Source organism: Erwinia artemisiae (genome assembly GCF_051400835.1).
In the GTDB taxonomy this organism is placed as follows: domain Bacteria; phylum Pseudomonadota; class Gammaproteobacteria; order Enterobacterales; family Enterobacteriaceae; genus Erwinia; species Erwinia aeris.
In genome coordinates, this window is sequence record NZ_JBLFFM010000002.1 from 523,618 (window position 1) to 541,881 (window position 18,264).

The following is an 18,264-nucleotide window of genomic DNA, read 5'->3' on the forward strand; positions in this document are numbered from 1 at the left end:
TAACACTCTTCACGGCAGGACTAAAATTGTCCGTGCCGGCCAGAGACAAGCTTGACCCTCCCCTTGATGGAAGGTTTATCCTTAATCCTGACGGTGTTCCGACTAAGCAAAGGAGTTTTTATGTCACAAACAACGGTATTAAAACTGGATGGCCTTTCCTGCGGTCATTGCATAAAAAGAGTCAAAGAAACGCTGGAGAAACGGAATGATGTGGATCAGGCCGAGGTATCTCTGGATGAAGCCCGCGTAACCGGCCACGCTGCACCGCAGGCGCTTATCGCGGCGGTAGAAGAGGCAGGCTATCAGGCCGCGCTGGCGGACGACGCGCGCCCAAAGCCTGAACCGCTGACAGTATCAGATCCCCAGCCGGAAGCGCTGACAGCGGCCCCTTCTCAGCTTCCGGCAACCGATGACAGCTTTCATCTGTTAATTGGCGGCATGAGCTGCGCCAGCTGCGTCAGTCGCGTTGAGCACGCGCTGCAGCAGGTGCCCGGCACGCATCAGGCGCGGGTAAATCTTGCCGAACGCAGCGCGCTGGTGATGGGCGACGTTTCGCCCGATGCGCTGATTCAGGCGGTGCGCAACGCGGGCTACGATGCCGAAATTATCGAAGATGAAAGCGAGCGCCGCGAAAAACAGCAGCAAACGGCGCTTAAAGCGATGCGTCGTTTTCGCTGGCAGGCGCTGCTGGCGCTGGCGTTTGGTCTGCCCCTGATGGGCTGGGGCATGCTCGGCGACAACATGATGTTAACCGCCGATAACCGCGTCACCTGGCTGACACTGGGCGCCGTGACGCTGGTAATTATGGTCGTTGCGGGCGGCCATTTTTATCGTAGCGCCTGGCGCAGCCTGCTGAACGGCAGCGCGACGATGGATACGCTGGTCGCGCTCGGCACGGCGGCGGCCTGGCTCTATTCCAGCGCGGTCACCCTGTGGCCCGCTGCTTTTCCTTCAGAAGCGCGCCACCTTTACTACGAAGCCAGCGTAATGATTATTGGCCTGATTAACCTTGGCCATATGCTTGAACAGCGCGCGCGCCAGCGATCTTCTCAGGCGCTGGAGCGATTATTGGATCTCACCCCGCCTTCCGCCCGTGTGGTTATCGCCGGTGAAGAGAAAGCGATGCCGCTCAGCGAAGTGACGCCCGGCATGACGCTGCGCCTGACCACGGGCGATCGCGTGCCCGTTGATGGCGTCATCGTCCAGGGCCAGGCCTGGCTGGATGAGGCGATGCTGACCGGCGAAGCGCTGCCGCAGGAGAAAAGCGCGGGCGACAAGGTTCACGCGGGCACGGTAATGCAGGACGGCAGCGTGCTGTTCACCGCCAGCGCGGTCGGAAAAAATACCACGCTGTCGCGCATTGTGAATCTGGTTCGCCAGGCGCAAAGCAGCAAGCCCGAGCTCAGTCGCCTGGTAGATAAAATTTCTGCGATTTTCGTGCCCGCCGTGGTCGCTATCGCGCTGCTGAGCGCGGCCGTCTGGTATTTTATCGGGCCTGCGCCGCAGCTGGTTTATACGCTGGTTATTGCCACGACGGTGCTGATCATCGCCTGTCCCTGCGCGCTTGGGTTAGCCACGCCGATGTCGCTTACCGCCGGGATGGGCCGCGCCGCCGAGTTTGGCGTGCTGGTGCGGGACGCGGACGCGCTGCAGCGCGCCAGCACGCTGAATACGCTGGTTTTTGATAAAACCGGTACGCTGACGGAAGGCAAACCGCAGGTGGCGGCCATCCGGGTGTTTAACGGTGCCGACGAGCAGCAGGCGCTCTCGCTGGCGGCCGCGCTGGAGCAAGGTTCGCAGCATCCGTTGGCCCGCGCCATTATCGGGCGCGCCGGTCAGGCTGCTTTGCCCGAGGTCACCGGCTTTCGCACGCTGGGCGGCCTGGGCGTCAGCGGGCAGATCCAGGACGAAACCTGGCGGCTGGGCAACCGTACGCTGATGGCGCAACACAATGTGGTTGAGGAGGAAATGGACAAGGCGATCGCCTCTCAGGCCGCGAAAGGCATGACGCCGGTGCTGCTGGCAGCGGGCAATCAGCTTAAAGCTATCTTTTTCCTGCGCGATGCCCTGCGTCAGGAAAGCGTCGCCACGCTGCAGCAGCTGCGCGAGCAGGGTTATCGTTTAGTGATGCTGACGGGCGACAATGAAATCACCGCGCAGGCTATTGCCAGCGAAGCCGGCATCGATGACGTTATTGCCGGGGTCTTGCCGGACGGGAAAGCAGAAGCGATTAAAAAACTACAGCAGCAGGGAGCCAGCGTGGCGATGATTGGCGACGGCATTAATGACGCACCGGCGCTGGCGCAGGCGGATGTGGGTATCGCTATCGGCAGCGGCAGCGACGTGGCGATTGAGACGGCAGGCATCACGCTGATGCGTCACGATCTGCACGCCGTGGTGGACGCGCTGGCCGTGGCAAAAGCGACGCTGCGCAATATGAAGCAGAACCTGCTGGGAGCGTTTATCTATAACGCCTGCGGCATCCCGATTGCGGCTGGCGTGCTCTATCCGTTAACCGGCACCCTGCTCAGCCCGGTCGTAGCCGGTGCCGCGATGGCGCTCTCTTCGGTAACCGTCGTCAGCAACGCCAACCGACTGCTTCGCTATCAGCCGCCAAAGTGACGCACAGTCTTGTCTGAAAGCCCGGTCTCCGTCTGTCCTTCGGTGGGCTAAACCGTTAGCATAAGGGAAACTAACGGAGCGGAGCCTATGGGAAAATTACTGCAAAAGGCTGTCGCGCTGTGGCGCAAACTCTCGCCCATTAGCTATGCCTATCCGGCGCAGGATATGGCGCTCGGCGCCCGCCATCTGCATCTGGTGGGCAGTATTCATATGGGCACGCAAACCATGATGCCGCTTCCGGCGGCGCTGCAAAAAAAACTGGCGCGGGCCGATGCGCTGATTGTGGAGGCGGATATCACCTCCGGCGCCTCGCCTTTTAGCGCCAGTGAAATCTGCCCGCCGCTGGCGGAGCGTCTGAGCGAGCGGGAGCTGGAGGAATTGCAGCGTGTCTGCCGCGAGGTCGCTATTGACGCAGAAGTTATCGATCGGCTGCCCGCCTGGCAGATAGCCTTAATGCTGCAGGCGCAGCAGGCCCAGCGTCTTGGGCTGCGGACGGATTACGGTATCGATTTCCAGCTGCTCAGCGCCGCTAAAGCGCAGGGGAAAAAAATCATCGAGCTGGAAGGGCCGCAGGCGCAGCTGGATCTGTTGAAAGCGCTGCCCGATAACGGTCTGTCGCTGCTGCAGGATACGCTGCAGCACTGGCACACCAACGCGCGCCTGCTGCAAACCATGATTGGCTGGTGGCTGGAAACGCCGCCTGCGGACAGCCGACCGGCCCTGCCCGGTACCTTTAACAGCGCGTTAAACGAGGTGCTGATGCTGCAACGCAATCAGCGCTGGCGGCAGGATCTGACGGCGTTGCCGCCAGGGGAGTATGTGGTGGCCGTGGGCGCGCTGCACCTGTATGGCGAAGGCAATTTGCCGGACCTGCTGAAAAAAGGCTAAAAAAAAAGGCCAATATCGCTACCGGCCATGAATAAGATCTGTTTTATGATTTTAGTTCGCCTTCGACAAAGGCCGAAGGGGCAAAGATTGTCGCCTGGATCCCACATTTTCGCCAGTACTTTTTTTCGCCAGTTGTTCCATGCGCCACCTGAGGAGAAGCGTCGTGACGCCAGCCGTAAAACTGCTTGAAAAGCAAAAAATAAAATTTCAGCTGCACAGCTATGAGCACGACAGCAGCGAAACCCACTTTGGCGATGAAGCCGTACGGATGCTGAACCAGGATCCCGATCGGGTGTTTAAAACGCTGTTGGTTTCGCTGAACGGCGAGGCGAACACGCTGGCGGTAGCCGTCACGCCCGTTGCCGGCCAGCTGGATTTAAAAAGCGTCGCCAAAGCGCTGGGCGTAAAGAAAGTCGAAATGGCCGATCCGCAGATCGCCCAGCGAATCACGGGCTATCAGCTGGGCGGCATCAGTCCGCTGGGGCAAAAAAAACGTTTGCCCGTAGTGGTGGATACGCTGGCGCAGCAGTTTCCCACCGTGTTTGTTTCCGGCGGACGACGCGGGCTTGAGATAGAGCTGGCTCCGCAGGATCTGGCGCGGCAGCTCAACGCCAGCTTTGCCGCTATCGCGAAGCGCGACCGCAGCTAGTTGGTCTGCGCCAGCAGCCGATCGATCATCCAGCGCCCGGCCGGGCCGGGCGGCGACAGCCGCGACCAGGCGACATCCACCGAAAGATTCTGCGGCCAGCCGGCGATCGGCAGCTCGCGCAGCACCTGATGGCCGAACTGCTCCACCAGCCAGCGCGGCAGTATCGTCCAGCCAAAGCCCTGTTCCGCCATCTCCAGCAGCAGCAGATAAGAAGGCGCAGACCAGACGCCGTTGCCCGGCCGGGGCCGCCCCTTCTCTACCCACGTGTTCAGACAGAGCTGCCGCTCGCTTTTTAACGCTTCGCTGCTGACGACAGCCTGCCGCGTCAGCGGATGATCCTGATGCAGATAAATAGCCATCTGCGCTTTAACCTGAAGCCTTGCAGTGGCGATATCAGCCGGGTAATGCGGCTGCACGCGGATCACCCCAATATGCGCCCTTCCGGCCTGGATCAGATCGATAACGTCGGCATCTTCGGCAATCATGCATTCAAATTCAATCTGCGGATAGCGATCGGCAAAGCGTCTCAGCAGCGATTCATGGTAATCCGCCTGCCAGAAATCGGAGATCGCCATGCTCAGGCAGGGTTCCACATCGCCAGTCAGGCGGATAGCTAGCTCATCCAGCCGCTCGCTGGCCGCCAGTATTTCCCGCACCTGTGCCAGCGCCCGCTGCCCGTTCTCTGTCAGCACCGGCGAGCGCCCGTCGCGGCTGAACAAGGCGAACCCCAAATCTGTTTCCAGGTTGGCCACGGCAGCGCTGACGGTGGACTGGCTTTTACGCAGCGCTCTGGCAGCGGCAGAAAAGGAGCCGCTTTCCACCGTCTGTACAAACGCCTGTAACGATTCCGGTGAATATCGCATTTAAGTATCGCTTTTTCCGATGGGTAATCATTTTATCTTAGCAAACCGGGCAGGCAAAATACCGGTCTGATTTTAAGGAGAACCAATGAGCCGTACACTGAAAGAACGTTTTTTCCACGCCCTGGGTTTTGAAGCATTGGCCGTGACGATAGTTTCGCCGCTGGCCGCGTGGGCAATGGATAAACCGCTGTTCCAGATGGGCGCGCTGGCTATTATGCTGTCGACCGTCGCCATGCTCTGGAACATGGTTTACAACGCCGGTTTCGACCGTCTATTCCCGAACGGCCGTCAGAGCTGGCTGCTGCGTATCGTGCACGCGCTGGCTTTTGAAGGCGGGTTTATTCTGATTGGTTTGCCAATCGCCGCCTGGATGCTGGGCGTTTCGCTGTGGCAGGCGCTGCTGCTGGAAATCGGCTTTTTCCTTTTCTTCCTGCCCTATACGGTGGTCTATAACTGGTTATACGATACGCTTCGCGCCAAATGGCAGCGCAAAGCGCATCCTGTGTCTTCAGAACAGTGACGACCAGACCTGGCGCATAGCCAGTTCAATACGCGGCAGCCGCCATTTTTTCGGCGGCTCGTCGGCTTTTTGTTCCGTCACGGCGGCCTTCTGCTGATAAAGAATTTCGTCGTGCGGTGCAAAAGCGCTGGCTTTCAGCGGCGAGTGCTTCTCAATATACTGTTTCAGCACCTCGGCATCGACAAAGCCGGTGTTTACGTAGCCCGGCATAGAGGTGATAACAGGATAGCCGTCGCCGCCGGTCGCGTTGAAGCTGAGCGTCGCCATGCGGTAGGTTTTGTCCGCCTGGAGCGGTTCGCCTTTGATTTTTACGTCATGAACGCTGCTGCCATCGGCCGTCAGGCTAACGTTGGCCAGCTGCGCGTAGGCGCCGGAATCGACCTGTTTATTCGCCACTACCGCCAGATATTTTTCAACTTCGCTGCCCTTCATATCGACATAGACGACCGTGTTGCCGAAAGGCTGCACCTTCAGCACATCCTTGTAGGTGATGTCGCCGGGTTCGATGGAGTCCCGCACGCCACCGCCGCTCATTACCGCGAAATCAGCGCCGGTTCGCTCTGCCTGCGCGCTCAGGAGCACACGGGCAAGGTTGGTCTGCACAAAGCGCACCTTGCTGCGATCCCCTTCCAGATGGCCGTCTACGCTGCCGATTTTGACGTTAAGCTGCGCTTCTCCCTTTTTCTGGAAAGGCGTCAGCAGCTTCATCATCGCCGGATTTTTGGCGATTTCCTGGGTGTAATTCACCCAGCTGACGCTGCCGTCGGCATTGGTCACCTTATGCCGCAGATTGATCGGCACCAGTTCGTAATGTTCCAGCGTCAGCTTGCCGTTCAGGAAGGTAAAATCGGCCCGGCCGATATATTTTCCCCATTCGTGCGCCTGAACAATCCAGGTGCCGTTTTGCCGATCCGGCTGGCACGGCGTGCCCGGCACGTAATCCGCCTGCTTAACGTTTTCCTTCGCCATACAGACCGGATCCTGAGAATGGCCGCCCACGATCATATCCAGATAGCCTGCCGGCAGCGCCCGAGCCATCTCCACGTCGCCCGGCGCGTTGGAGCCGTGATTGCCGTTATCGTAGTGTCCCATATGCGTCGCCGCGATAATCACGTCCGGCTTCTCCTGCTGGCGCAGCGCTTCCACCACCGCCTTCGCTTCCGTCGCCGGTTTATGAAAAACGATGTCGGTAAAATTCTCTGGGTTGCCGATTTTAGCCGTGTCGTCAGTGGTCAGTCCGATCACCGCGATTTTCAGTCCCATCCGATTAAACAACGCATAGGGCTGGAACAGGCGCTGTCCGGTGCTTTTCTGATAAATGTTGGCGGAAAGCAGCGGGAATTTCGCCCATTTTTGCTGCTGACGCAGCACGGAAAGCGGGTTATCAAACTCGTGATTGCCGATCGCCATCGCATCGTAGCCAATCAGGTTCATGCCGCGAAAGTCGGGCTCGGCATCCTGTAAGTCCGATTCTGGCACGCCGGTATTGATATCGCCGCCGGAGAGGATCAACACCGCGCCGCCGTGCGCCTGCACGTCGTAGCGGATCTGATCCATCATGGTTTTTTGCGCCGCCAGCCCGTACTCGTCATGCTCGTTTTGCCAGAAGCGGCCGTGATGATCGTTGGTATGCAGCACGGTGAATTTATAAACCCGGTCTTTAACCCAGGCCTGCGCGGCAAGCGGCGCGCTGAGTAAAGCCAGCGCCAATAGCGTCAGCGAGTTTTTTTTCAGTGAAAGCACAACGGATCTCCTTGTTGAAGCACTTATAAGGCTGGCGTAACCAGCAATCTACTACAGGCGCGGCGAATGGCAAGCGGTGCCGGTTTTCGGCAGCGCGTCGCGGGCCCTTAAAACAAGCGCGACGGCTAGATGAGTGCTAAATCTGCGGCCTTGCTGCATACGCATCCTGTTTAGTGCGGTTGTTTGCAGCTGTGTCGCAAAAAAGCGGCCTGCGTTTTGAAAGATAACTGCATAATCTTTATTATCAGAACAGTCATTATTCAGCTCTCCAGCCACTTAACACATTAAAATCACGCGATCCTGTGTGTTTTTGCTGCCAGCGCTTTTTTTCACATTTTTACCTGAATAAGGCAGGCAGACTAGCCGGATATACCATACACTTTAAGCTTACATTCGGATACATTTGCACATACAAGGAGAGAAGCATGCACCACACTACCCCGCTTATCACCACCATTGTCGGCGGGCTTGTTCTCGCTTTTCTCCTGGGTATGCTGGCCAATCGGCTGCGGGTTTCGCCGCTGGTTGGCTATTTGCTGGCTGGCGTGCTGGCCGGCCCATTCACGCCCGGTTTTGTCGCCGATACCAATCTGGCACCCGAGCTGGCGGAGCTGGGCGTCGTGCTGCTGATGTTTGGCGTTGGCCTGCATTTCTCGCTGAAGGATCTGATGGCGGTTAAAGCGATCGCTATCCCCGGTGCCGTGGCGCAGATCGCCGTCGCCACGCTGTTGGGTATGGGGCTTTCCTCGCTGCTGGGCTGGCCGTGGATGACCGGGCTGGTGTTCGGCCTTTGCCTTTCCACCGCCAGTACCGTGGTGCTGCTGCGCGCGCTGGAAGACAGGCAGCTTCTTGACAGTCAGCGCGGGCAGATCGCTATCGGCTGGCTGATTGTGGAAGATCTGGTAATGGTGCTGGCGCTGGTGCTGCTTCCGGCTATCGCGGGCATGTTTGAGCAAGGCAACGCCAGCGTAAGTATGCTGCTGATCGATCTGCTGATTACCATCGGCAAGGTGGTGGCCTTTATGGTGCTGATGATGGTGGTCGGTCGACGCGCGGTGCCCTGGATCCTCGCTCGCAGCGCCGCAACCGGTTCCAGAGAGCTGTTTACCCTGGCGGTGCTGGCGCTGGCGCTGGGCATCGCTTTTGGCGCGGTAGAGTTTTTTGACGTTTCCTTTGCGCTGGGCGCCTTCTTTGCGGGCATGGTGCTGAACGAGTCCGAGCTGAGCCATCGCGCCGCGCATGATACGCTGCCGCTGCGTGACGCCTTTGCGGTGCTGTTTTTCGTCTCCGTCGGGATGCTGTTCGACCCGATGATCCTGCTGGAACAGCCGCTGGCAGTTGCGGGCGTGCTGGCTATTATCGTGCTGGGCAAATCGCTGGCCGCGCTGCTGCTGGTGCTGCTGTTCGGCCATTCCCGCCGTACCGCGCTGACCATTTCGGTGAGCCTGGCGCAGATCGGCGAGTTCGCCTTTATTCTCGCCGGACTGGGGATCTCGCTAAAGCTGCTGCCTGATGAAGGCCGCAATCTGGTGCTGGCAGGCGCCATCCTTTCCATCATGCTTAATCCGCTGCTTTTCGCGCTGCTGCAGCGCTATCTCGGTAAAAAAGAGGCCGAGGAAGAGCAGCAGCAGGCCGCAATAATGGAAGAGGAAAACCCGATCCCGGTTAATCTCTGTAACCACGCCATCATCGTCGGTTTTGGCCGCGTCGGCAGCCTGCTGGGCAGGAAACTGATAGAAAATGGCGTGCCGATTGTGGTGGTTGAGAACAGCCGGACGCGGGTGGATGCCTTAAGGGCGGAAGGGATCAGCGCTGTGTTGGGCAACGCTGCCCGCACGGAGACGATGGATCTGGCGCGTCTGGACTGCGCGCGCTGGCTGCTGCTCACTATCCCTAATGGTTTTGAAGCGGGCGAAATCGTCATCGCCGCACGAGAGAAGCGCCCGTCGATTGAGATCCTAGCGCGGGCGCATCATGACGAAGAGGTGCACTACATTACCGAGCGCGGCGCAAATCAGGTGGTGATGGGCGAGCGGGAGATTGCCAACAGCATGCTGAATATTATGCTCGCCAATGAAAAGGCAAGCGCGCCGCAACCCAGCCCGATCTGAAAAGGCGAGTTTGATGACAAACTTAAAAGCCTGCGGCTTACACTGCCATTTTTACAGCGATCCAACCGCTTCACAGCGGCGGAGGCTGAGCGGATAAGCGGACCGTTTTCGCGCATGGACGCGCGAAACGAGCCTACATGGACGTGCGCGTCCGTGTTCCGCTCTGCCTCTGCGGCTATTTACCAGACTGATAGCCAACTGATGGCTGAGCATAGCTTTGTTAACAGTCTCAGGCGGTCTCTGGAAGAGGCCGCGCTCGTCTTATCTTTCCCAGTAGGACTCTTCCAGGCTGTCTTCGCGCTCCGGCAGCCCTCGGGTCAGGCGCGGCGAGTGCTGATTCAGCACCTGATAGCTGACGCGGTTGGCGTATTTACAAACCTGCGCCAGCGAGGAATAGGTCAGGTAGCGACGACCGTGTTTGCTGGAGTTCGGCACGTTCAGACGATGATAGTCGTTAGCGGTGATATCGTGCAGCACCGCCGCCAGCGCGCCGTCGCCCGCGCCGTTGGTGTTCATGATCTTCTCCGGGCCGCCCATATAAGGCGCGATATGCGAGAAAATGCGCAGCGGCTGCTCGCAGTCCTGGTGGCGCATCGCGCGGCTGAACTCATACTGGTTGAACTCCGGGATCGCGCCTGGCAGCAGCGGATGCTGCGTTTTGCGCTTGCCCTCTTCCTCAGTGTAGCCCGCCATATACAGACCGTTCGGCCCGGCGGTGCACAGCACCAGATCCACCCAGTCCAGCGCCATATTCGCCGCCTGTAGCGGATCGCTGAAGCCGGTCAGCGCCTCGCCCTCTTCCTCGTTCATCGCCACCACGGAAACGTGATCGCGCAGGAAATCGCGCCAGAACTGCGGATTGTCGCCAATCACGTATTTCGTGCCCAGCGTCAGCACCACCGGTACGTTATGCTTTTTCGCCCAGGCGATGGCCTGCATCGTTGCTTCCGCCATCGGTTCGCCCGGCTTGCAGCGCAGCAGATAAGAGGTCAGCAGCAGCGCGGACGCGCCCGCTACCACCTCTTCAGGAATGCTTTCCTTGCTCAGCTGGTTCATCATGCCCGGACTGATGGCAAAGGTACGCTCGCCGTGTTCGCCAATCAGCGTAAAGCAGCGGCCGATAGCGCCGTCGACGCCCTGCAAATAGTTCAGATCGGTACGGCTGGAGGTATTGCACAGGTAGCGATAGGCGTAGCTCCCGATCTGCACGTTGCTGCACATCACGCCCAGCAGCACCGAGCGGTCGTCGGCCAGCACCGAGTAGTTGTGCAGCGTGTTGCCGATGGTACCGCCCGCAAACTGATGGGTGATCAGGTTGTTTTGCGTCAGCTCTGCATACAGCGCTTCGGCAACCTCGTCTTCAATCACCAGCGAGTGGCCCGCACTCAGGCCGTAGCGCGCCACAAAAGCGTCATCCACCTTCGCTTCGATATCCACCAGGATCTGATCGATACCCGCTATCCAGCTGGTCGCGGTTTCGCTTTCCGGCTGCACGGGCTGGAGCAGCGGGTCGCGCGCGCTGACGGGAAAGTAGTGTTTGGATTTACGCTGGCCGGGAAATTTCATATTGCTGACTTCTGGAAAGAATAGGAAGCAGCCAATGATAACAGGGATGCGGCTAAGTGCCCACACCCCTCTTTTTTAGCGCTGGCTGTTGACCAGCTCAACCATCATATCGATATGTAGCTCATCGTCGTTCAGCGCCGGGATATATTCAAACTTGGTGCCGCCCGCGTGCATAAAGAATTCGCAGTTCTGCTCGCTGATCTCTTCCAGCGTTTCCAGACAGTCGGCGGAGAAGCCAGGGCTCATGACCTGTACATGCTTCACGCCCTTTGCCGGCAGCGACTGCATCGTTTCGTCAGTATAGGGCGTCAGCCACGGCTCGCGGCCAAAGCGCGACTGGAAAGTCAGCATCGCTTCGTGTTCGGCCAGGCCCAGCGCGGCAATCAGCGCCTCGCTGGTTTCCCGACAGCGCAGCGGATAATCGTCGCCCTGATCGGCAAAACGCTGCGGAATGCCGTGGAAAGACATCACCAGCAGATCCGGCTTGCCATGTTTAGCAAACGACCGTTCGACCGACGCCTTCAGCGCGGCAATATAGGCCGGATGCGTGGCGTAATCGCGGATAAACTGCACCGAAGGCAGGCTGCGATAACCGGCAAAGACCTCGGTGATGCCGTCCCAGACCGCCGCCACGGTAGAGCAGGAAAACTGCGGGTACAGCGGCAGCACGATCAGGCGGGTTACGCCCTGCGCCATCAGGCTGTCAAGCGCGCTTTTCAGGCTCGGATTGCCGTAGCTCATGCCCAGTTCCACAGGCATAGGTAGCCGGGCCGCCAGCGCTTCGCGCTGCCGTTTGCTGTAGACCATCAGCGGCGAGCCGTCTTCCATCCAGACCGATGCGTAAAGTTTTGCAACGCGCGGCGAACGGATCGGCAGGATCACGCCGTTCAGGATTGGCCACCACAGCCAGCGCGGCGTATCGACCACGCGCTTGTCGCTGAGGAACTGTTTCAGGTAGCGTTTAACAGCAGGCGTGGTTGGCGCGTCAGGTGTACCTAGGTTCACCAGCAGCACGCCGGGTTTATCTTGCCTCATTGTTATTCCTTCTCTGGGCATGTCAGGTGATGAAAACGAGAATCATTCTAGCGGAAAATCAGGAAGGGGTAACCAATTGCTGTAGTAGGGCCAGCTTTTGCTGGCCCCGGAAGGTATTAACCGAAGATTTTTTCCAGTTCGGCGCTGACTTCAGACACTTTACGGGTGCCGTCAATTTTGTGGTAAGCGGTATGGCCCGCTTCCGCTTCTTTGCTGTAGTAGGCAATTAGCGGCGCGGTCATCTGATGATATTCCACCAGGCGCTTACGCACGGTTTCTTCCTGATCGTCTTTACGCGTGGTCAGCTCTTCACCGGTCACGTCGTCTTTGCCTTCCACCTTAGGCGGGTTGAAGGTCACATGGTAAACGCGGCCGGATGGCGCATGAACGCGACGACCCACGATACGTTCAACAATCAGCTCGTCCGGTACGGCGAACTCCAGCACGTTGTCGATTTTGATGCCCGCTTCCTTCATGGCGTCAGCCTGAGGGATAGTGCGCGGGAAGCCATCAAGCAGGAAACCGTTACGGCAATCTTCCTGCGCGATGCGCTCTTTAACCAGGGCAATAACCAGTTCATCAGTGACCAGTTTGCCTGCATCCATCAGTTCTTTGGCCTGTTGACCCAGCTCGCTGCCGGCTTTAACCGCTGCGCGCAGCATGTCGCCCGTGGAGATCTGCGGAATGCCGTATTTCTCCATAATAAACTGAGCCTGTGTCCCCTTACCTGCACCCGGAGCACCGAGCAGAATAATACGCATTGCGTAAATCCCCTTGCGAATCGCTTTAATCAAGTTATGTAGGGCATGAACATACCATCATGCCCCTGTATCCACAAGGAACGCGGCCGTTAAGCTGGGTTATCGCCCGGTAAAGTTACCGGTAACGCCAGGGGGTTTCGGCATTATTGACGCCGCTTTAGCGCTTTACGGGCGCCGTCGTGCCGAAAGCCTTGTTTTCAGACAATTTCACCTTTTCGCCAGCAGGATCGCTACCGGTATAGTCCCTTGAGAGACGCGGTTTTCGGCAGGATCGCGCTTGCGGGAAAGCGTCGGGATGACAGGGAGTTGAGTTAAGAACCAGGCAGGAGGGAAACCAAACAGAAAGGCAGAGGGCGTTGCCCCCTGCCTTTGACCGATTTAGCCCAGCAGCAGCTGGTTCATGCGGCGGATAAACTGGTTAGGATCTTCCAGCGTGCCGCGCTCGGCAAACATCGCCTGATCGAGCAGCAGCTCAATCCACTCGCCGAAGCGGGCTTCATCCTGCGTATCCGCAGCGCGTTTAACCAGCGCGTGCTCCGGGTTCAGCTCAAACAGGTACTTCACTTCCGGCACCGGCTGGCCCGCAGCGGCGAACAGCTTCGCCATCTGGGTGCTCATGTCGTTGGCGTCGGTGGTGACGATAGCAGGCGTGTCGGTCAGGCGGTGCGTCAGACGCACATCCTTCACGCGCTCGCCCAGCAGCGTTTTCACGCGGTCGACAAACGGCTCCAGCGCTTTTTCCGCTTCTTTCTGCTCTTCGCTTTCTTCGTCTGCCAGCTTGCTCAGCGCTTCGTCCGCCTTGCTGACGCTCTGGAAGGTTTTGCCATCGAACTCGGTCAGATAGCTCATCATCCATTCGTCGATACGATCGGAGAGCAGCAGCACCTCGATGCCTTTCTTACGGAACAGCTCCAGATGCGGGCTGCTTTTCGCGGCGGCATAGCTGTCGGCGGTGATGTAGTAAATCTTCTCCTGCCCTTCCACCATGCGGCTGACATAGTCTTCCAGCGACACGGTCTGCGCGGAGCCTTCACTGCTGGTAGAGGCAAAACGCAGCAGTTTGGCGATGGTTTCTTTGTTGGCGCTGTCTTCAGCCGGGCCTTCTTTCAGCACCAGACCGAACTGCTGCCAGAATTTCTGATACTGCTCTTCGTCATCCTTCGCCACTTTCTCCAGCATTTGCAGCGCGCGCTTGCTCAGGGCGTTACGCAGATTCTGGGTAATGCGGCTGTCCTGCAGGATTTCACGCGAGACGTTCAGCGGCAGATCGCTGGAATCTATCAGGCCGCGCACGAAGCGCAGGTAGTTCGGCATAAACTGCTCGGCGTCGTCCATGATAAACACGCGCTGCACGTAGAGCTTCAGCCCGTGCTTGTGATCGCGGTTCCACATGTCCCACGGCGCCTGCGAAGGGATATACAGCAGGCTGGTGTACTCCTGCTTGCCTTCTACGCGGTTGTGGCTCCAGGTCAGCGGATCGGCAAAATCGTGCGAAACGTGTTTGTAGAACTCTTTGTACTCGTCGTCGCTGATCTCAGACTTGTTGCGCGTCCACAGCGCCTGCGCCTTGTTGATTTTTTCCCAGCTGGAGGTTTTCTCTTCTTCGTTATGCTCTTCGATCTCTACCGGCAGCGCGATGTGATCGGAATATTTGCTGATGATGCTGCGCACGCGCCACGCGTCCAGGAACTCGTCTTCGCCTTCGCGCAGATGCAGCGTAATCTCCGTACCACGATCTTCTTTCGTGATATCGGCAATGGTGTACTCGCCTTCGCCTGCGGATTCCCAGAACACGCCTTCATCCGCAGCGGCGCCGGCAGCGCGGGTGCGCACGGAAACCTTGTCCGCCACGATAAAGGCGGAATAGAAGCCGACGCCGAACTGGCCGATTAGCTGGCTGTCCTTCGCCTGATCGGATCCTAATGATTCCAGGAAGGATTTGGTGCCCGATTTGGCAATGGTGCCCAGATTCTCAATGACTTCGTCTCGCGTCATCCCGATGCCGTTATCGCTCAGCGTCAGGGTACGATTTTCCTTATCAACAGAAACACGCACGCGCAGATCGCCGTCGCCCGCGTAAAGTTCCGGCGAAGAAAGCGCGCGGAAGCGCAGCTTGTCGGCCGCATCGGAGGCGTTGGAGATCAGCTCACGCAGGAAGATTTCTTTGTTTGAATAGAGGGAATGGATCATCAGGTGCAGAAGCTGTTTTACCTCTGACTGGAAGCCACGCGTCTCTTGTCCTTTCATGGTCATTGCTACCTCAGTTAACTTGGCGGTTTACATTGAGAAGTAGAATGGGGACGACTGGCGGGTTTTCAAGACGGCACGACGCATCGTGCCGTTAAATGACTAAAATTTAATCTTGTGGCGCCCGGCCAGAGAGTGGGAAAGCGTGGTGCCGTCCACCATCTCCAGCTCGCCGCCAACCGGCACGCCGTGGGCGATGCGGCTGGCGTCAACGCCATACTGACCGCACAGCTCGGCAATGTAGTTGGCGGTCGCCTCGCCTTCAACCGTAGGGTTAGTGGCCAGGATCACCTCCTGAATCGTCTCTTTTTCCAGCCGTTGTTCCAGCCGGTCAAGACCGATATCGTTCGGGCCAATGCCATCCAGCGGCGAAAGGTGTCCCATCAGCACAAAGTAGCGGCCGGCGAACTGCCCGGTCTGCTCAATGGCGTGAATGTCGGCCGGGCTTTCTACCACGCAGATAAGACCCGTCTGCTGACGACGAGTATTCGCGCAGATGGTGCAGATTTCCTGCTCGGTAAAGGTGCGACAATCTGCACAATGTCCAATTTCCGACATGGCGCGCGTCAGCGCCTGCGCCAGACGCATTCCGCCGCTGCGATCGCGCTGCAGCAGCTGGAACGCCATACGCTGGGCCGATTTCGGCCCCACGCCGGGCAGACAGCGCAGCGACTCCATCAGGCTTTCAAGGAGCGGGCTGGTCTGCATCAGAACGGCATCTTGAAGCCAGGCGGCAGCTGCATCCCGCTGGATACCGCAGACATTTTCTCTTTCTGCGCTTCCGCTACGCGACGGGCGGCATCGTTAAATGCGGCAGCGACCAGATCTTCCAGCATATCTTTGTCGTCTTCCAGCAGGCTTGGATCAACCTCTACGCGACGGCAGTTGTGTGCACCGTTGATGGTGACCTTCACCAGTCCCGCGCCCGATTCGCCCGTTACTTCCATGGCCGCGATCTCTTCCTGCACCTGCGCCATTTTGTCCTGCATTTGCTGGGCCTGCTTCATCAGGTTACCCAGTCCGCCTTTTCCAAACATAATTTTCTCTCTTAAGAAGGGCCGTACTCATGCCGCAGCACGGGAACAGCGTTTCAAAGGGGGCGAATACTCTCTTCATCCACGTCCGCATCAAAAAAGCGACACAGCGTCTGAATATGATTATCCGCGATAATTGACTGACGCGCCTGCGCCAGTTTCTCTTCGTAGATTTTTTGTCGCCACTCCAGCGGCGTCAGCACCGTCGGATTATCGTCTTCAATCAGCGTCAGTTCAACCGGCTTGCCTGCCGCCGCGCTCAGCGCCTCGCTCAGCGCTTTCTGCGCCGACGGCGAGTTCAGGTGACGCTGGCTGGAACGCAGGTGCAGACAGATCCCGTCTGCCGTCTGCTCTTTCCAGGCGTTCAGCGCCAGCTGCTGCACCAGCTTCGGCAGCGTCAGCCCGGCGATTTCCGCCGCCCAGGCGTCGCGCTGCTGCGATTCCGTGGTCAGCTTCGCCATCAGCTCCGGGGTTTTCTCATGTTCTAACGCCGTGCGCAAGGCTTTGGGCGTGGCCACCGGTTCTGGCTTCGCCTCGACGGTTTGCGCTTTCCAGCGATAGGCCTCCGGCTTTACCGGTTCAGTCGCGATAACGGCGCTTTGCCGCTTCTGACCACGCTCGGTCGCGGCAGCCAGCCGCTCCAGCGCCGAGCCTGCCGGCCGCGCATTGGGCGCTGCCGGCTCACTCTTTTTTAGTTTGGTCGCTCCCTGCTGGCGCATCAATTGCGTTCGCGCCTGCAACAGCTGGCTGGTGGTATCAGGCAGCGGCGCGCTGGCCTGCACGGTATGCGTCGGCGCCGGGCCTGCCGGCGGCTGGCTCTGCGCTGCGGACGGCGACGGGATCGTTTCCTGTTGGCCCGGCGCTGAAGGCTGAGCCTGCGGCACCATCGCAGGACGCGCGACCGGCTCTGCAATCACTTGTTTAGGATGAAAAGCCAGCGCGCGCAGCAGCGCCATCTCTACGCCCATGCGGCGATCGGGTGCCAGCGGCAGCTCTTTGCGGCCGACCAGCAGCGTTTGATAATAAAGCTGTACGTCGGCAGGCGGCAGAACGCGCGCCAGCTCGCGCAGGCGCTGCTCGGCAGTGGCGAACTCTTCGCCCAGCGCGGAGGGCAGCAGCTGTATCATCGCCACGCGGTGCAGCAACGTCAGCATTTCTACCAGCAGCGCTTCCCACTCGACGCCGCGTGAAGCGGCCTGGTCCAGCAAAGACATGACCTGCTCGCCTTCGGCGTTCACCAGCGCTTCGATCAGCGCCAGCGGCTGCTCGTCGTCCAGCGTGCCAAGCATAGTGCTGACCGTCGCCGTGGTGATCTGCCCCTGCCCCATGGCGATAGCCTGGTCGGTCAGGCTTAACGCGTCGCGCATACTGCCATCGGCGGCTCTTGCCAACAGCTGTAACGCGCGCGCTTCGGAGGCGATCTGCTCCGCTTCCAGCACGTGTTCAAGCTGGCCACGGATCTGGCCAACGTCCAGCGCCTTCAGATGGAATTGCAGGCAGCGCGATAAAATAGTGACCGGCAGCTTTTGCGGATCGGTAGTAGCAAGCAAAAACTTCACGTGCTCGGGCGGTTCTTCCAGCGTTTTCAACAGCGCGTTAAAGCTGTGCCGCGAAAGCATATGCACTTCATCGATCAGATAAACTTTAAAGCGGCCGCGCGCGGGCGCGTACTGCACGTTATCCAGCAGATCGCGGGTATCCTCGACCTTGGTGCGCGAGGCGGCGTCGATCTCAATTAAGTCGACAAAGCGGCCCTGTTCGATTTCGCGACAGTTGTCGCATTTTCCACAGGGCGTAGCGGTAATGCCGGTTTCACAGTTAAGGCCTTTTGCCAGAAGACGGGCAATAGTGGTTTTTCCCACGCCCCTGGTGCCGGAAAAAAGATAAGCGTGATGGATGCGGCCAAGCGACAGGCCGTTCGCCAGCGCGGTCAGCACGTGCTCCTGACCGACGACATCACTGAACGCCTGGGGACGCCACTTGCGGGCCAGTACCTGGTAGCTCATTCGTGATTCATCATTGATTTATAGAGAATAATTCATCTAAACACCGTTAACCCGTGTTTTAGCCTCGTTGCTGATTGCCGCTACAGTGTACCAGTACGGCCTGGGTCATTCCTATCACTTTGCGTAAAACCAGCGGCTAAATCCGCTTGTGGCCAGCACCAGTAAAAACGCCGTTCAGATAATGATAAAAAAAGGATAGCGTGAAGTTGGGCAGAAAAT

At 58.7% G+C, this 18,264-nt stretch carries 14 protein-coding genes and 1 other annotated feature; of the genes, 5 read left to right on the forward strand and 9 right to left on the reverse strand.

The window, feature by feature from the left end; all coding sequences use genetic code 11:
• Positions 1-120 precede the first annotated feature (120 nt).
• From copA to ybaK, 3 genes are all read left to right on the forward strand, one after another.
• Positions 121-2,622 (forward strand): copper-exporting P-type ATPase CopA, encoded by a 2,502-nt coding sequence (gene copA, locus ACMGEE_RS07130; RefSeq protein WP_436829840.1) that lies wholly within the window; start codon positions 121-123, stop codon positions 2,620-2,622.
• A gap of 87 nt (positions 2,623-2,709) precedes the next feature.
• On the forward strand, positions 2,710-3,510 hold the full coding sequence (locus tag ACMGEE_RS07135) for a TraB/GumN family protein (protein ID WP_253455004.1): 801 nt from the start codon (positions 2,710-2,712) through the stop codon (positions 3,508-3,510).
• Positions 3,511-3,673: 163 nt separating this feature from the next.
• Complete coding sequence (gene ybaK, locus ACMGEE_RS07140) at positions 3,674-4,159, forward strand: Cys-tRNA(Pro)/Cys-tRNA(Cys) deacylase YbaK (protein WP_125288471.1); 486 nt, start codon at positions 3,674-3,676, stop codon at positions 4,157-4,159.
• Here the strand turns inward: ybaK and ACMGEE_RS07145 are convergent.
• Positions 4,156-5,022, reverse strand: coding sequence for a LysR family transcriptional regulator (locus ACMGEE_RS07145; protein ID WP_253455006.1), 867 nt, complete (start codon positions 5,020-5,022; stop codon positions 4,156-4,158). The genes ybaK and ACMGEE_RS07145 overlap by 4 nt on opposite strands.
• Before the next feature lie 85 nt (positions 5,023-5,107).
• On the opposite strand from ACMGEE_RS07145, the gene ACMGEE_RS07150 reads away from it, so the two are divergent.
• Positions 5,108-5,542 (forward strand): multidrug/biocide efflux PACE transporter, encoded by a 435-nt coding sequence (locus ACMGEE_RS07150; protein ID WP_253455007.1) that lies wholly within the window; start codon positions 5,108-5,110, stop codon positions 5,540-5,542.
• Here the strand turns inward: ACMGEE_RS07150 and ushA are convergent.
• Positions 5,531-7,276: a bifunctional UDP-sugar hydrolase/5'-nucleotidase UshA gene (gene ushA, locus ACMGEE_RS07155; protein ID WP_301289738.1), complete on the reverse strand. Its 1,746-nt coding sequence runs from the start codon at positions 7,274-7,276 to the stop codon at positions 5,531-5,533. The genes ACMGEE_RS07150 and ushA overlap by 12 nt on opposite strands.
• Positions 7,277-7,710: 434 nt before the next feature.
• Here ushA and ybaL point away from each other — a divergent pair, with 434 nt between their 5' ends.
• Positions 7,711-9,396 carry a YbaL family putative K(+) efflux transporter gene (gene ybaL / locus ACMGEE_RS07160; RefSeq protein ID WP_301729880.1) on the forward strand — a complete coding sequence of 562 codons (1,686 nt, stop codon included), beginning with the start codon at positions 7,711-7,713 and terminating at the stop codon, positions 9,394-9,396.
• A 261-nt stretch (positions 9,397-9,657) separates the two neighbouring features.
• Here ybaL and ACMGEE_RS07165 read toward each other — a convergent pair whose 3' ends face one another.
• The 7 genes from ACMGEE_RS07165 to dnaX form a co-directional block, all read right to left on the reverse strand.
• Positions 9,658-10,962, reverse strand: a complete 1,305-nt coding sequence (locus ACMGEE_RS07165; protein WP_125288466.1) for an inosine/guanosine kinase — start codon at positions 10,960-10,962, stop codon at positions 9,658-9,660.
• Between the two features lie 75 nt (positions 10,963-11,037).
• Complete coding sequence (gene hemH / locus ACMGEE_RS07170) at positions 11,038-11,997, reverse strand: ferrochelatase (protein WP_253455011.1); 960 nt, start codon at positions 11,995-11,997, stop codon at positions 11,038-11,040.
• Between the two features lie 116 nt (positions 11,998-12,113).
• Positions 12,114-12,758 carry an adenylate kinase gene (gene adk / locus ACMGEE_RS07175; protein ID WP_253455012.1) on the reverse strand — a complete coding sequence of 215 codons (645 nt, stop codon included), beginning with the start codon at positions 12,756-12,758 and terminating at the stop codon, positions 12,114-12,116.
• Between the two features lie 378 nt (positions 12,759-13,136).
• Entirely contained in the window at positions 13,137-15,011 is a 1,875-nt protein-coding gene (gene htpG / locus ACMGEE_RS07180) for a molecular chaperone HtpG (protein ID WP_253455013.1), read from the reverse strand.
• Between the two features lie 96 nt (positions 15,012-15,107).
• Positions 15,108-15,713: a recombination mediator RecR gene (gene recR / locus ACMGEE_RS07185; RefSeq protein WP_301252356.1), complete on the reverse strand. Its 606-nt coding sequence runs from the start codon at positions 15,711-15,713 to the stop codon at positions 15,108-15,110.
• Positions 15,713-16,042 carry a YbaB/EbfC family nucleoid-associated protein gene (locus ACMGEE_RS07190; RefSeq protein ID WP_125288461.1) on the reverse strand — a complete coding sequence of 110 codons (330 nt, stop codon included), beginning with the start codon at positions 16,040-16,042 and terminating at the stop codon, positions 15,713-15,715. Before ACMGEE_RS07190 ends, recR begins: the two co-directional genes overlap by 1 nt.
• 53 nt (positions 16,043-16,095) lie before the next feature.
• Positions 16,096-18,045 carry a DNA polymerase III subunit gamma/tau gene (gene dnaX / locus ACMGEE_RS07195; protein ID WP_253455015.1) on the reverse strand — a complete coding sequence of 650 codons (1,950 nt, stop codon included), beginning with the start codon at positions 18,043-18,045 and terminating at the stop codon, positions 16,096-16,098.
• Positions 16,690-16,751: a sequence feature (DnaX frameshifting element), on the reverse strand. Its footprint overlaps the gene before it by 62 nt.
• Positions 18,046-18,264: the final 219 nt, after the last annotated feature.

What these genes read in the sequence shown, in the direction of transcription:
- htpG (WP_253455013.1), bottom strand. Translation starts at nt 15,011, where the DNA reads ATGACCATGAAAGGACAAGAGACGCGTGGCTTCCAGTCAGAGGTAAAA.
- dnaX (WP_253455015.1), bottom strand. Translation starts at nt 18,045, where the DNA reads ATGAGCTACCAGGTACTGGCCCGCAAGTGGCGTCCCCAGGCGTTCAGT.
- ACMGEE_RS07145 (WP_253455006.1), bottom strand. Translation starts at nt 5,022, where the DNA reads ATGCGATATTCACCGGAATCGTTACAGGCGTTTGTACAGACGGTGGAA.
- ybaL (WP_301729880.1), top strand. Translation starts at nt 7,711, where the DNA reads ATGCACCACACTACCCCGCTTATCACCACCATTGTCGGCGGGCTTGTT.
- ACMGEE_RS07135 (WP_253455004.1), top strand. Translation starts at nt 2,710, where the DNA reads ATGGGAAAATTACTGCAAAAGGCTGTCGCGCTGTGGCGCAAACTCTCG.
- recR (WP_301252356.1), bottom strand. Translation starts at nt 15,713, where the DNA reads ATGCAGACCAGCCCGCTCCTTGAAAGCCTGATGGAGTCGCTGCGCTGT.
- ACMGEE_RS07190 (WP_125288461.1), bottom strand. Translation starts at nt 16,042, where the DNA reads ATGTTTGGAAAAGGCGGACTGGGTAACCTGATGAAGCAGGCCCAGCAA.
- ACMGEE_RS07150 (WP_253455007.1), top strand. Translation starts at nt 5,108, where the DNA reads ATGAGCCGTACACTGAAAGAACGTTTTTTCCACGCCCTGGGTTTTGAA.
- copA (WP_436829840.1), top strand. Translation starts at nt 121, where the DNA reads ATGTCACAAACAACGGTATTAAAACTGGATGGCCTTTCCTGCGGTCAT.
- ACMGEE_RS07165 (WP_125288466.1), bottom strand. Translation starts at nt 10,962, where the DNA reads ATGAAATTTCCCGGCCAGCGTAAATCCAAACACTACTTTCCCGTCAGC.
- adk (WP_253455012.1), bottom strand. Translation starts at nt 12,758, where the DNA reads ATGCGTATTATTCTGCTCGGTGCTCCGGGTGCAGGTAAGGGGACACAG.
- hemH (WP_253455011.1), bottom strand. Translation starts at nt 11,997, where the DNA reads ATGAGGCAAGATAAACCCGGCGTGCTGCTGGTGAACCTAGGTACACCT.